Origin of the sequence: Sphingobacterium sp. UBA7038 (genome assembly GCF_002494055.1) — a bacterium.
GTDB classification, from domain to species: Bacteria; Bacteroidota; Bacteroidia; order Sphingobacteriales; family Sphingobacteriaceae; genus Sphingobacterium; species Sphingobacterium multivorum.
In genome coordinates, this window is the sequence record NZ_DLAV01000014.1 from 102,634 (window position 1) to 116,925 (window position 14,292).

Annotated in this window: 10 protein-coding genes; 4 read left to right on the top strand and 6 right to left on the bottom strand. The window is 40.1% G+C overall.

The features are described from left to right. Positions 1-276 precede the first annotated feature (276 nt). Positions 277-819, bottom strand: a complete 543-nt coding sequence (locus B3H30_RS08900; RefSeq protein WP_070561361.1) for a TetR/AcrR family transcriptional regulator — start codon at positions 817-819, stop codon at positions 277-279. A gap of 218 nt (positions 820-1,037) precedes the next feature. Here B3H30_RS08900 and B3H30_RS08905 point away from each other — a divergent pair, with 218 nt between their 5' ends. Further along, positions 1,038-3,779, top strand: coding sequence for an outer membrane beta-barrel protein (locus B3H30_RS08905; RefSeq protein WP_286833949.1), 2,742 nt, complete (start codon positions 1,038-1,040; stop codon positions 3,777-3,779). A gap of 83 nt (positions 3,780-3,862) precedes the next feature. On the opposite strand, the gene B3H30_RS08910 is transcribed toward B3H30_RS08905, so the two are convergent. After that, positions 3,863-4,537 carry a response regulator transcription factor gene (locus B3H30_RS08910; protein WP_286833951.1) on the bottom strand — a complete coding sequence of 225 codons (675 nt, stop codon included), beginning with the start codon at positions 4,535-4,537 and terminating at the stop codon, positions 3,863-3,865. A 121-nt stretch (positions 4,538-4,658) separates the two neighbouring features. Further along, on the bottom strand, positions 4,659-6,095 hold the full coding sequence (locus B3H30_RS08915; RefSeq protein ID WP_286833955.1) for a sensor histidine kinase: 1,437 nt from the start codon (positions 6,093-6,095) through the stop codon (positions 4,659-4,661). Between the two features lie 119 nt (positions 6,096-6,214). Here B3H30_RS08915 and B3H30_RS08920 point away from each other — a divergent pair, with 119 nt between their 5' ends. Beyond that, the gene (locus tag B3H30_RS08920; protein ID WP_286833956.1) at positions 6,215-7,591 is read left to right on the top strand and encodes a DUF4270 family protein; all 1,377 of its coding nucleotides are present in this window, start codon (positions 6,215-6,217) and stop codon (positions 7,589-7,591) included. Positions 7,592-7,594: 3 nt separating this feature from the next. Further along, entirely contained in the window at positions 7,595-8,617 is a 1,023-nt protein-coding gene (locus B3H30_RS08925) for a Kelch repeat-containing protein (RefSeq protein ID WP_070561371.1), read from the top strand. Between the two features lie 548 nt (positions 8,618-9,165). On the opposite strand, the gene B3H30_RS08930 is transcribed toward B3H30_RS08925, so the two are convergent. The 3 genes from B3H30_RS08930 to dnaG are packed head-to-tail and all read right to left on the bottom strand — an operon-like array spanning position 9,166 to position 12,593. Next, positions 9,166-10,194, bottom strand: coding sequence for a glutaminyl-peptide cyclotransferase (locus B3H30_RS08930; protein WP_070561373.1), 1,029 nt, complete (start codon positions 10,192-10,194; stop codon positions 9,166-9,168). 30 nt (positions 10,195-10,224) lie between these two features. Further along, on the bottom strand, positions 10,225-10,581 hold the full coding sequence (locus tag B3H30_RS08935; RefSeq protein ID WP_046672699.1) for a YraN family protein: 357 nt from the start codon (positions 10,579-10,581) through the stop codon (positions 10,225-10,227). A gap of 8 nt (positions 10,582-10,589) precedes the next feature. Then, positions 10,590-12,593 (bottom strand): DNA primase, encoded by a 2,004-nt coding sequence (dnaG, locus tag B3H30_RS08940; protein WP_070561375.1) that lies wholly within the window; start codon positions 12,591-12,593, stop codon positions 10,590-10,592. A gap of 226 nt (positions 12,594-12,819) precedes the next feature. Here dnaG and B3H30_RS08945 point away from each other — a divergent pair, with 226 nt between their 5' ends. Further along, positions 12,820-14,205, top strand: a complete 1,386-nt coding sequence (locus B3H30_RS08945; RefSeq protein WP_070561377.1) for a nucleotide sugar dehydrogenase — start codon at positions 12,820-12,822, stop codon at positions 14,203-14,205. Positions 14,206-14,292: the final 87 nt, after the last annotated feature.

Here is a 14,292-nt window from a genome sequence, read left to right on the forward strand (position 1 = left end):
GAAATACTAAGGACGTTATTATTTTGGACAATATGAAATTGTTTTTGCAACAATTTCATATAAACACGCATAAAACAGCAATTCGTAAGGTGCAGAGCTGAAATATACCGCATGTCAATTGGTGGGAGCAATACTAACACTTAATATATAGAAAAATAACAGCGCCGGAATACAACTGCCATCCAACGATTACAATTCAATTATCGGTTTGATAAGCAAGAAAGAACTTTATCAAGGAATAGATGTTTAGAAAAGACTATAATTCAGCTTTTTAAGCTAAATCAGGTTATATTTTTTCTCTAGAAACAGCGTCAACTCCATCACATTTTCCAATTCACCTATCGCTTCCTTTTTCCACAGCTTGTCGATAATCAACAAGAGAAATTGTGTTTCGAGATCTGGATTTTCATAGTTCAGATCTTCAAAAGCACGATGGATAATGGGCTGCACAGGCTTCATAAACTGCTCGTGCTGTTGTTTGGAAAAGGGGTGATGAGACAAACGCTCCTGCAATTTCCAAAATAAGGGTTCCGCGGTAACCAATTTATTGGGTAGATTGATCATTGTGCGCAGAAATTCCTTTGGTTCACGATAGGTCATCATTCCGCGGTGGTGCGTAAGAACCTTACGATAACCTGATTTAATCAAATAAACCAACAGTGCGTCTTTATTCCCAAAATGTTTAAAGATTAATGCTTCGGAAACTCCTGCATTTTGGGCAATCGTTTTGGTAGAGGTATTCGTATAGCCTTGATCTGAAAAAAGCAACAAGGCTTCTTTCATAATACGCTCTTTTCTACTCAAAACACTTTCTTTCATCTTTTATTTTTTTAATCTATATCCGCATATCACTCGATCGTTATACGGACTTGTTCAGTTGATTTTATAATTCTACTGCAAATATATCTAATCTTTCCATTCACTTGGGGTTATTGTAACTAAAATGATAATAATTCGTAACAAATAGTGCCATATTTTTGGGAAATAAAATTATATAACCGTCAACAACACATTAAAACACATTTGCACCTCGACCGATGAAGATCAAACTTTGGACCATCTTGTTCTTTTCTATCTGCTTATCGCTATTGGGGAAAAACGGGCAAGCCCAACAGTATATTACGGGCAAGCTGCTTGACAATACGACTTCGCAGCCTATCAGAGGTGCAAGCATCACCATTATAGCGGTAAAAGATTCCAGTAAAGTCCAGGTTCCGACAGACATTTTGGGCAGATTCAGCAGCAGTACACTTCCCAACGGAGATTATTTGGTCAGTACACAGCCGATGGGCTACAGCATGGATCTTCGGCGTGTAAAACTAATCGGGCAAACAATCGATTTAATGTTTAAACTCACTAATGCCGAGATTGTACTGGATGAAATTAACATTTCTTCGAGCAGTATACAGGTTAAAGGAGATACGCTGGAGTTTGACACCAAGAAATATATCACGCAGGATTTTGCAGATGCTGACGAATTGGTCAAACAGATTCCTGGTGTTGAAATTGATGAAGATGGCAATGTAAAAGCGCAGGGCGAGCCTGTCAATAAGATTATTATTGATGGTCGGGAGTTTTTTAGCACCGATCCTAAGGTTGCCCTAAAAAACCTTCCGGCCGATGTTATCGCCAAGATCCAAATTATCGATGACAAAACCGAGCAGGCCAAGTTTAGTGGTTTTGACGATGGAAAACGCATGAAAGTGATCAATATTGTCACCAAGCCTGATAAAAGAAAATCCTATTTTGGCAAGCTCTCCGGAGGTGCGGGTCCCGACCGAAAATATGCCGTCAATACACAGGTAACCAAAATGAACCCCAAACGGCAATATTCAATTGACATCAATACCAACAATGTTAATCAGCCCAATGGTTTTGCGACCCGCGGAAACACCAGAGGACGTACCGGACAAGGGGTGACGACGCGCTTTAACGCCGGTTTCAACTACTTGGATCGCTTTTTCGATGACCGCATGGACTTCAATGCGAATTATACCTACAACTATACGGACAATAACATCGTCAGCCAAAATAAAACAGAATATACGGCAGGTAACCGGGCCAACCAAATCAACAATCAAGATCAATTAAACAGTACTTACGGCAACAATCATGCTTTATCTATCCGCGCAAACTGGAAGATAGATTCGATTCAGAAACTGGACTTTCAGCCTAATTTCTCCTATCAAAGTAACGATAGGAATACAAGTTCCACAGGCAATACCTTGTTAAATCTAGAAGAAATGCTGAATAGTTCCGACCGTAGGAATAAGAGCTTTGGAGAAAACTTCAACTGGGGCGGAGACCTCACTTACATGCGGAGACTCAACAAACCTGGGCGCACGATCAGTTTTAATTTCAATGGTTCATTTAACAGCAACAAGAGTCATGCGGAAAATTTTGCGCTAAACTCCTATTATAAAGAGGGCTTATTCAGCCGGGTCGACACCGTCAACAATAGGAACTATACCATGGGTGACAATAACGGCTTTCGCTCAAAGATAGCCTATACCGAGATGCTCGGTAAGTATTCCCGGTTGCAAGCGAATTATACGTTTCGGAATACGGCACGCTATTCGGACCGCAGGACCTATGAATTTCTGGCCGAAACAGGCCAGCTAGGGGAATTAAAAAATCGTCTTTCCAATGAATTCCGGAATGATTTTGTTTACCATAGTGGTGGGGTTTCCTACTTATTTAACAAAAAGGATAGCATAAGATTTCAGATTGGTTTAGATTATCAGACGGCTTCACAGGTCAATGATAAATTGTTTCCGAATATACTGACCACAAAAAGCCGCTTCAATAGCCTACTACCTAACCTCAACTTCCAATATAATTTCAATAAGGATACTCGGGTCGAGTTTCGGTATAATGCAAAGACAAATACCCCTTCCATCGAGCAATTGCAAGATTTTATAGACAATCAAAATCCACTACGCATTAGCTCGGGAAATCCGGATCTTAAGCAAGAATATGACCATAACCTTGTGGTACAATTTAGATCGATCAATAAAGGCTCGGGCAGAAGTTTCACCTCTGACATTACAGCAGATTTTATTGAACATAAAATCTCCAATACCATTTTCACCACAGATTCAGCATTTACGATCGCAGCGGAAGTTATACTCGGGCCTGGTGGGCAATACATCAGGCCCGAAAATTTCAATGGGGTCTATAATCTCAAATGGCAAAATAGCCTTGGATACCGCCTTGAACCATGGAAACTTAACTTCAACCTAAACAATAACCTCTATTTCAACCAGAATTACACCTTATTGAATCTCGAAAAGGTCAATGCGCAAACGTACGGCCTGAGTCAACGGGTCGGTGTAAACACGGCATTCAGTAAGGATGTCATTATCGGACTGGATTACAATGGAAACATCGCCTTCTCCAAGAACTCAGCCAGCGAAAAATCGAATTATTCGGTCTATAAACATACCATTGGTAATTCCATTGCATTGACTTTATTAAAAACTTGGACGCTCAATTCAACGTTCAACTACCTTTACAATGGCAGCATCCTGAATTCACCAAGTACGACAAGTTTGTTGTGGAATGTCTCTATCGGCAAGAAATTGTTCAAACGTAGGAATGCCGAGATCAATCTCACGGTATTTGATCTATTTAATGACAATAAAAACATCAATCAGCAGGTCAATGATCTTTGGGTACGTGTATCCCAATCAAATGCAATAACACGCTACGCCATATTAAGTTTTACCTACCATATTCGGGGACTCGGCAGAAAAGGAGAAATGAAAACCCGTCGTTAATATGCACCATTGCCAATCCACGTGGAACACTCCGATCAATCAATCAATCAATCAATCAATCAATCAATCAATCAATCAATCAATCAATCAACAGTAAGCATATAGCCAACTCCTCTGACATTGGTAATCTTGATGCGGTCATCCTGACTGAGGTATTTTCGTATCCGGCTGATAAACACATCCAAGCTTCGTCCCGTAAAATATTTATCATGACTCCAATAGGCGCGCATGATATCCTCGCGTGGGATGACCTTATCTTTTTGTTCGTATAACTTCCGCAGCAGTTCACTTTCACGGAAAGACAGCTTAAGCACCTCACCTTGATAGGTCAACTGATGTTTTAGGCTATCGAGGCTATAGTCTCCTATCATCAGCTTTTGGCCGAACAGCATTTTGGGGCTATTTTTTAACAGGGACTCTATCCGCACAACCAATTCTTCAATCTTAAACGGTTTTTTGACGTAATCGTCTCCGCCCAAACGAAATCCCTTTACAACATCCTCTGTCTGCACTTTGGCCGTCAAGAAGATAATGGGTATCTGCGTGTCTGATTCGCGTATTTTTGTTGCCAATGTAAAGCCATCCATCACGGGCATCATGACATCTACGACCAAAATATCCGGCCGAGCTGCTATAAATGCTTCCAAGGCTTCATGACCATTGCTACAATGGGTGACATTAAATCCATTCGCCTCCAGGCTATCGGCAACGATCATCCCAAGACTTGGCTCATCTTCTACATATAAAATTTCAATCATAGCGTTGTCATTCAATCAAAATATATTTCGGCTTTGTTTCTAAGAAATCTTTAGGATAAATCAGCCTAATTACTGTCCGATAAACGGCCCTATTTTCTTTCTGAAATATAAATATTGCTTTTTATTTGTAAGGTAATCGGATATTAAAGGTACTCCCTTTTTCCAGCTCACTGTCCACTGTGATCTTGCCCTCGTGCCTTTTTACAACCTGCTTGACATAAGCAAGCCCCAAGCCAAAACCCTTCACATCGTGCAGATTACCGGAAGGAACCCGAAAGAACATATCAAAGATTTGATTATGGTATTCTGCGGATATTCCGTTACCATTATCTGTAATACGAATATGGACATTTTCTTTCATTTCCTTCACTTCTACCTCTATATAAACGTGCTGTCCAGCATATTTTATCGCGTTTTCCAGTAAATTATTGATCACATTTTTTAAGTGGGCTTCATCGCCATTGATCCTTATCTCACTTGGAACGGCAATGAGCTTAAAGTCCACTTGCTTGGCCTTATTCAGCTGCGCAACTTCAATGGCTCCTTTCACCATCGCGACAAGATCAAAATCAGAACGCTGCAGCACAATCCCTCTCGTTGCATCAATATCCATCTGAAGCACTTTTTCAATCATATTGGACAGATGCTCCAGTTCTTTTTTGGAGATATTCAGATAACGATTCATCTTTTCCCGGTCATCCTGCACACCATACAACTGTATCGCTTCTATAGCTGCCATCACAGTGGAAACCGGTGTTTTTAGTTCATGCGTCATGTTATCGACAAAGTTCTTACGCAGCTCGGCCATCTTATTTTGGTTGAGAATGGTTTTCATCAAATAGAAGAATGTCCCAAGCAGCAGTCCAATCAAAAGCAGTGAGATCAACAGCTGCCAACTTAAGCTATACAGCAAATACTTCCAATCCTCCTGAAACTTGATAACAAGAAATTCATTTTTTATGGGATTAACCATCATGGGTCTCGTCCAAGCAAGATTTGCTTCGCGGTATTTGCGTCGTACATCTTTGATTTGATCGTGTGGAATCGTGACAATAGCCATTTCAAATGGTACTGCTATGCTCTTATTGTTCAGGGATTCTTTAAACTTCCTTTCGATCAAATCCAGATTAGCTTTGTTCATCTCAAAGTCCCGGAACAGAAAGGGCGGGATAATTGCGCCTTGCCCTTCGCGGTCTTTGGGAAACATTTTCTCCCGCCTACTGTGGATCTCGCGATCAAATCGCTCGTTTTTAGGTCGTTCGGCGCTTACACGTTGTAAAGCCTTATCGAGTTTAGCAGCTGGCAATAAGCCCAGAAGCTCTCGTTTTACATCTTGGAGTAGGCGATTCCGATCAGCCTCGGGGCCATCTAACTTCCGATCACCATTGCGCGCTTGGTATGCCTCCTGAACAGCATTGAAGAGTGAACGCTCTGCGGTAGAAAGGAACAGGTCGCGACGATTGGTATAACTTCCATAAAGCCAAAAGCCTAGCACTACAGTAATTCCTGCCCCTATTAAAACGATCAAACTGATCAGTAATTTAAATCTTCTACCCATAACTAAAACAAATTTAAATTACTAGATTTGCAATCGCTGTGGTAATTAACCATATTTAACAAAATATAACACTGATTAACAGTTCGCATTGATTACTTTTGCACTATTCAAAAATTAATATGATTAAAGACTTTAAGAGACGTAGTATTCAACTTTTACTTCCACTTTTTACATTGGCCGCTTTTGTTGGTTGTAATAAAGACATTTCGCTCTCATTGGATAGTTCAAGAGATGAAACAATCGGTTTAGTACCAATTGATACGGTTTCCGCCAAAGTTTCGACTTATCAATTGGACGATATTCCGACTTCTGCTACTGGAACAATGCTCGTAGGAAAGAATAGCAATGCTGTTACGGGTAGTATGAAGTCTACCGCCTATATGCGCCTAGGAGTAGGAACGATAAGTAATGCTTCTATACCTGACGATGCTACCTTGGATTCTGTGACCTTGGTATTAAAGCCAAACAAATATTTTTACGGTGATACAACGAAAGTACAAAAGATAGCAGTACACCGTGTCACAGAAGAAATTACGCAAACACAGATTGATTTAACCAAACCTGTTGATGAACGTCCTGTTTTTGTCACTTCTGCGGCAATATTCAGTAAACAAAAGTTTGCTTATGAAAATACGCCATTGGCACAACTTTCCTTTAAACCGCGTATACAATCGGCAGATTCTTTATTTTTTAGATTCAACAACAGCATTAGCAATGAGTTGTTTACAATGATCAAAAATAATGACAACCGGATTCAAAATAGTACAAGTTTCCAAGAGTATTTCAAAGGATTGGCACTTGTCCCTGACAATAGCAATACGGCAGTTATTGGATTCAAAGACACTGTATTTTTACAGGTCCATTATTCATTCCTGAATAATGAAGGTACAAAATCTGTTGGCAAACAATATTTTTCCATTGACAACAAAGCTTACCAGTACAATCAAATTGAAGCGGATCGCTCTGCAACAAAATTTGCACCGTTGACCTTAAAAAATCCTCAACTTGCGAGTCAACAAACTGATGGAAATGTATTTTTAGAGGGCTCAACTGGTGTTGTAGCAAAAATTGAGTTTCCAACGTTATTAGAATTGGTGAACAATCCATCCATTGCAATCAATAAAGCGGAACTGATCATCGAGGTAGAAAATGGAGCCAAAACAAATTTTGCGCAACCCAAGAATGTAATTTTGATGATTGCCAGTCCAAACGGGAACCCAATTAGTATGTTATTAACACCCTATGCGACTGATTCTAGAAGTGTGCAAGCACCTACATTAGTTCCTGGCGATGATTTTGGTTCCAATGGAAAATATACATTCAATCTGATTGAATATTTGACAAAAATTAAAACAACAGCATACAAAAACACTTCATTATATCTATCTTTACCGACATCGAGTTTGTTTTCAACTGGAGACAGGTTAATATTGGCAAAAGATAATGAGAATGATCCGAAAATTAAATTAAACATCCTTTATACTAAATTTCAATAATTTATGAACAAGAAAAATTGGCTACTCGTTTTATTAGCTTTTGTATTTACAGTTACAACTATCTCTTCTTGTAAAAAAAGTGACGACAGCACAACCAAATCAGATGAATGGTTTGCAAAAGCTGCTTTTAAAGGGCCACAAACTTCATCTGCTGCTAGCTTTTTGATAAATAACGTTGCATATGTCACTACTGGTCTAGCAAGTAACGCTGGTGGTAAACCATTCCGCGTGAAAGACACGTATGCGTATGACGCAGCATCAGATACTTGGGCTGAAAAAGCACCTTTCACAGGTGTTGAGAGAAACGGTGCCATCGGCTTTTCCATTGGTAATGTCGGTTATGTTGGTGGTGGAAATGACGGAACAAACAACCTAACAGATTTCTACAAATTTGACCCTACAGCTAACGGCGGAAAAGGTGCTTGGTCAAGCATTGCTCCACTTCCTATTGCTTTGTCTAATGCAGTAGCTTTTACTTTAAACGGTGCGGCTTATGTTGGAACCGGTGAAACTGTAGTTAGTGGTGGAACAACAAATACCAATGAGTTTTACAAATATGATCCTGCTTCTAATACTTGGCAAGCAATTAGTGATGCTCCTTTTTCAGCGAAAAGAAAAGCAGCTTTCTCTTTTGTTGTCAATAATGTAGCCTATGTAGGTGGTGGTATTTCTAACGGTTCTTACCCAAAAGATTTCTATAAATTTGATGGTAGCAAATGGACTAAATTGAACGATATCAATAGAGCTGATAATTCATATACGTACGATTTGACTCGTTCAAATGCCTCTGCGTTCGCGATCAATGGTACACCATTCGTTGTTGGTGGTTACAAAAATGCAGTAATCAATAGTACATGGAAATATAATATTTCTGGTGACTACTGGACAAATGATAACGGCGCTTTCGCTGGTTCAGCACGCCAAGATGCTGTTGGTTTCGCTGTAGGAAACAACGGTTACATCACGACTGGACTTAACGGTTCATCTCGTTTTGACGATACTTGGATGTTTACTCCGATTTATTAATCGAAATTAAATCAATATAAAAAAAGGAATGGAGTTTCAAACTTCATTCCTTTTTTTGCTTTAACTATTTTGCTCCTACTGGTTCAAAGGGGTTTTTAGTTTCCTTTTATAACTGCCTATTCTAGCGAAATCAGCCAACAATAATAGCATACACCCATCAGCTATATTGATGTCGGGTAAACTCTGCTCTTCTTTATTAGAGAGGCACGCTCCCGGAGATCTGCTCGCCATAATGTTTCATTCACTCCATACACTTCTAAAAGCGATCTGTCTCAGCCCTTGAGGCATCATTATACAAAAGATTGAATTGCATGCCTCATACGATAACATCCATACTTCAAAAAAGAATGGGGCCAATAAAAAAGAAAATGCTCAAAAAGCCAAATCAGACCCGTTGAGAATTGAATCTCTAAAATGATGTGGCAGCGGAATACGTATAAAATTGCATGAAAAAGGGGGTATCCAATCTTTTGGATACCCCCTTCTAATTTTACACAAACTTGCAATACTGTCGACCTTACGAAGAAGGATCAAGACTTGAAGTTCATTTATTTTTCAACTGTCTTGATCTCAAATAATGTATTCCATAACTTCCCTGTGATAAAAAGACGTTTTCCAGCTTGATCGTAAGCAATTCCATTCAATTCATTGTCATAAGCGGAAGTATGCTCATAGATACCAACAAGATTAATCCGTCCTTCTACCGCTCCTGTTTGAGGATTTATAATAACAATAACATCCTTTTGATAGACATTTGCGTAGACTTTGTCGTCTATATATTCCAGTTCATTAAGTTCATCCACGGGTCCAGCTTCATCGTAAACTCCGATAGCATTTAGCTCTTTACCGGTCGTTGCATCTAAAAAGAACAATTTATTGGATCCATCAGACTTTATCAAATGCTGGCCATCGTAGGTCAAGCCCCAACCTTCTTTGCTATTTTCATATTTAAAGGAACTTTCCTTGACAAAAGAATTTTTATCAAAGACATATCCTTCTCCCTGTTGCCAAGTCAACATAAATAACTTATTACCAACCAATGTCATTCCTTCGGCAAAAGTCTTTTCATCAAATTTGATCTCCTGTAGTACTTTGCCTGTTTTTAGATCGACCTTTCTCAAGTTGGACTCTCCATAACGGCCATTGGATTCGTAGAGAATACCATCCGCAAACTGTAGCCCTTGTGTAAAAGCTGTGGTATCGTGCGGGTATTTGTTGACAACCTCAAAACCATAGTTCTTCGCATTTTCAGGTACAACATAAAATGTACTTGAAACAGAATCGGGTTTTCCAGCATTGTATACCAGGGCGGAAATATTACGTGTACCATAGGCCATGTCTTTGGTATCAACCGTAATTGCCGTTGTATCTGTTGATGATCCTACATGTTTATCATCTACAAAATAAGCCACAGAGTCCATTGATACAGATTCAAATTTCAATTTCAATTGGACCTGAGCACCTTTTAAAACAGCTTGATTTGCTCCAGGAGAGGCAAATTCCAAACTTGATTTTTTTGACTTACAAGAAGCAAAAGCTAGTGCTGCAATTGCCATAAAATAAGTTATTTTTCTCATCTATGTATAGTTATTTATAAGTACGTATCCTCAACTATCCCAAAACGCATCTTTGATATGATTGAGTGCTGTTTTGGGAGATTTTGTTATTGCGACAACATCAAATCTGACTTCACCGACATAACCTGTTTTAAGAATATAAGCCTGAGCTGCACGAATCAGTAGACGCTGTTTTTTGCGATCCACAAATTCGTAAGGTTCGCCGAAATCCGTTCCCGACCGCGTTTTTACTTCAACAAATACCAAGGTATCCTTGTCCACGACAATCAAATCTACTTCTAAATTCTTAAATCGCCAATTTCTTAACACTATTTTATAGCCTATCTTGACGAGGTATTCCATGGCCATTTGCTCGCCCCATTCGCCCGTTTCAAGATGCTTTGCCATATCAAAGATTACTTTACAATAGTGTTGCCCAGAAAGCCGCCCAATAGGCGTTCGGCTTCTTTTAATTTCTGATATTTAAAAATAAGGACTTCCAGGTTGGCCACATCTTGTTCATGTTTCATTTCTTCACGAATATGATGCATTTCAGCTTCAATCTTACGTTTCTTGATCCGATAGATCGCTGTAACGACAAGTTGTTTTAGATGTTCGTATTCTTGCGTTACATAAATTTTACGCTTATCGTCATTCCAATTTTCGCTGAGCGAATATTTACTGGCAACGCAATTGATCGCCAAATCTGCTATAGCAGGGTCAGAGTTTGAATAGAATTGTTTCGTATCTGGAATTTCGTATTTTTCCGCAGCTTCTCTATAGACGTTTAAAATATAAGCCGCAGCTTTATCCTTAAATTCAATGTCGCTGATATTTCCCAATAGCAATCCTGCAACTGGAATATCACCGTCACCTTCCCAGGTTGCCAGATAATCACCATAGTTGATTAAAATTCGGACGATCTCACGTTCCTGGAGAATTTCCGAAGTCAGCTGTGCAGGCTGTTCTACAGACTCTATGGGAGGTAATCCCGCCCTTTCACCATCTGTCATAAAGAAATCCGGCGGTGGCCCGTCCATTCCGAAAGGGGGCATCCCTGTATTTGGCGGCGGACTCTGAGTTTTACGAGCAGCATCCTTATCCGCCTTCTTTGCTCTATTGAGCCTAATCTTGTTGAGTTCAGCCAACAAAATACGCTCTTCGATATCCAAAAGGCTGCTACATTCGCGGATAAAAACAGAAACCTTAATTTCATCGGGAATCAATGCAATACTTTCGACCACATCGCGAATAACCTCGGCCCTTTTTATGGGATCGTTATTGGCATCGCGAAGCAGAATATTCGTTTTGTAGAAAATGAAGTCCTGCTGATTGGATTTGACATAATCTTTAAAAGCCGTGGCACCAAACTTTTGCACGTAAGAGTCGGGATCATTACCGTCGGGAAAAAGCAGCACCTTCACGTTTAAGCCTTCTTCGAGCAGCATATCTGTACCGCGTAGGGAGGCTTTGATCCCCGCTTCATCCCCATCATACAGTATGGTCACATTTTTGGTGAATCTGGAAATAAGCTTGATCTGACCTGTTGTCAACGAAGTTCCCGAGGAGGAAACAACATTTTCGACTCCAGCTTGATGTACCGAAAGAACATCTGCATACCCCTCTACCAAGTAGCAATTATCCTCTTCCATAATTGCTTTTTTGGCAAAATTCAATCCATACAGTACATCGGATTTATGGTAGATTTCGCTTTCAGGAGAGTTTACATATTTGGCGACTTTTTTGTCGGTCTTTAGTGTCCGGCCACCAAAGCCAATGACACGGCCTGTAAGGTTATGAATCGGAAACATGACCCGGCCACGGAAACGATCATATAAAGATTTATCATCGCGTTCAATAGCCAAACCACTCGCGGCCAAATAATCTGGGTGAAAACCCGCTACCTGTGCTTTATCGACCAATGCCGTCCATTCCTCAGGCGAATAACCCAATTCAAATTTTTTGATGATATCCTCACGGTAGCCGCGCTCCTTGAAATAGTTGAGTCCGATCACCTGCCCCATTTCAGTTTTCCAGAGTTGCTCGGCGAAGAATTTACTGGCCCAAGCGCTTAGCACATATAGACTTTCCCGTTTATCCTGCGCGGCAAGCTGGGCTGGAGAACGCTCGACTTCTTCAATTTGAATGGAATATTTATCGGCTAAATAACGAATGGCTTCGGGGTATGAGAACTTTTCCAGTTCCATGACGAATTTGAGGGAATCCCCACCGACACCACAACCAAAACACTTATAGATACCCTTCGAAACAGAAACGTGGAAGGAAGGTGTCTTTTCATGGTGAAAAGGACAATTTCCGATCAAAGAAGTTCCCCGTTTCTTTAAATCAACGAAGTCTCCCACCACCTCTTCTATCCGTGCTGTTTCCAGTACCTTATCAATAACTTCCTGCTTTATCAAAACGTTTCTTTTTTAATGTAAAATTAGAATAAATCTTTTGCATCTCCACTACGAAATGGCTTCTTTAATAGCATTGCATAAGGGCAATTATGCAAATAGAAAGCAGAACAAGTGATGAGCCAGCTCCTATAAATAAATTGTTTTGATATGCTGTGCTTTGTATTGCATATCAAAAGCAATTTATCTAAGTTTGTTCTTCAATTTATAGCTGATTAAGATAATCAAAATGAGCAAAACAATCAAGAAAATATGCTGTATCGGTGCTGGTTATGTTGGTGGACCTACCATGTCAGTTGTTGCAAAGCAATGTCCACATATTGAGATTACGATCGTCGACGTCAATGCAGCCCGTATCGCGGCTTGGAATGATGAAAATCTCGATAATTTTCCTGTATACGAGCCCGGTTTACAAGAGATTGTTGCGGAAGCGCGTCATCGCAATTTGTTTTTCTCAACCGATATCGAAAAAGCTATCGACGAGGCCGACATGATTTTTATTTCGGTCAATACACCGACTAAGAATTACGGAAAAGGCAAGGGGATGGCTGCGGACTTAAAGTATATTGAACTTTGTGCACGGCAGATCGCAGCGGTTGCCAAAAACGACAAAATTGTCGTTGAAAAATCGACTTTACCCGTTCGCACAGCGGCAGCTTTAAAAAGTATCCTGGATAACACGGGTAATGGTGTTAATTTCCATATTCTTTCCAACCCTGAATTTTTGGCTGAAGGAACAGCGATACAGGATTTAATCAATCCGGACCGCGTGCTTATAGGTGGAGAGAATGATGAAGCTATTGCTGCATTGGTCGATATCTATGCACATTGGGTAAGTCGCGACAAGATTCTCACAACAAACCTTTGGTCGTCTGAACTGTCAAAACTAACCGCAAATGCCTTTTTAGCACAACGCGTCTCCTCCATTAATTCCATCTCGGCACTATGCGAGAAAACAGGCGCGAACGTCGATGAAGTCTCCAAGGCAATCGGTATGGATTCCAGAATTGGATCCAAATTTCTGAAAGCTTCTGTAGGTTTTGGAGGCTCTTGTTTTCAAAAAGATATCCTCAATTTAGTTTATATCGCACGGAGTTACGGTCTCACAGAGGTTGCCGAGTATTGGGATCAGGTGATTTTGATGAATGATTATCAAAAACAGCGATTTGCGGACAACATTAACCAAACATTGTATAATACTGTATCGGGCAAAAAGATTGCTTTCTTAGGCTGGGCATTCAAAAAAGACACGAATGATACGCGTGAATCTGCGGCGATCTATGTGGCTGATTATCTATTGAGTGAACAAGCTGAAATCACGGTCTATGACCCCAAAGTTTCTGCTGAACGCATCTATGCCGACCTCGATTATCTGAACACCAGATCTTCGGAAGAAAACAGGGCCTTGGTAAAGGTGGTCAATACCGCCTATGAGGCTTGCAATGATGCACATGCAATTGCAGTATTGACTGAATGGGATGAATTTAAGAACTATGACTGGGCCAAAATCAAGGAGCACATGAAAAAGCCTGCATTTGTGTTCGATGGCCGTAAACTATTGAACCGTAAGGAACTTGAAGACCTTGATTTTAAATATTACGCGATAGGCGAGTAATCAATATATAGGTAAAAAAGAACCCTCAGGATACAGTTGCGTACACTTATGCAGCTATAACTGAGGGTTTTGTTTGTGCCTGTTGTC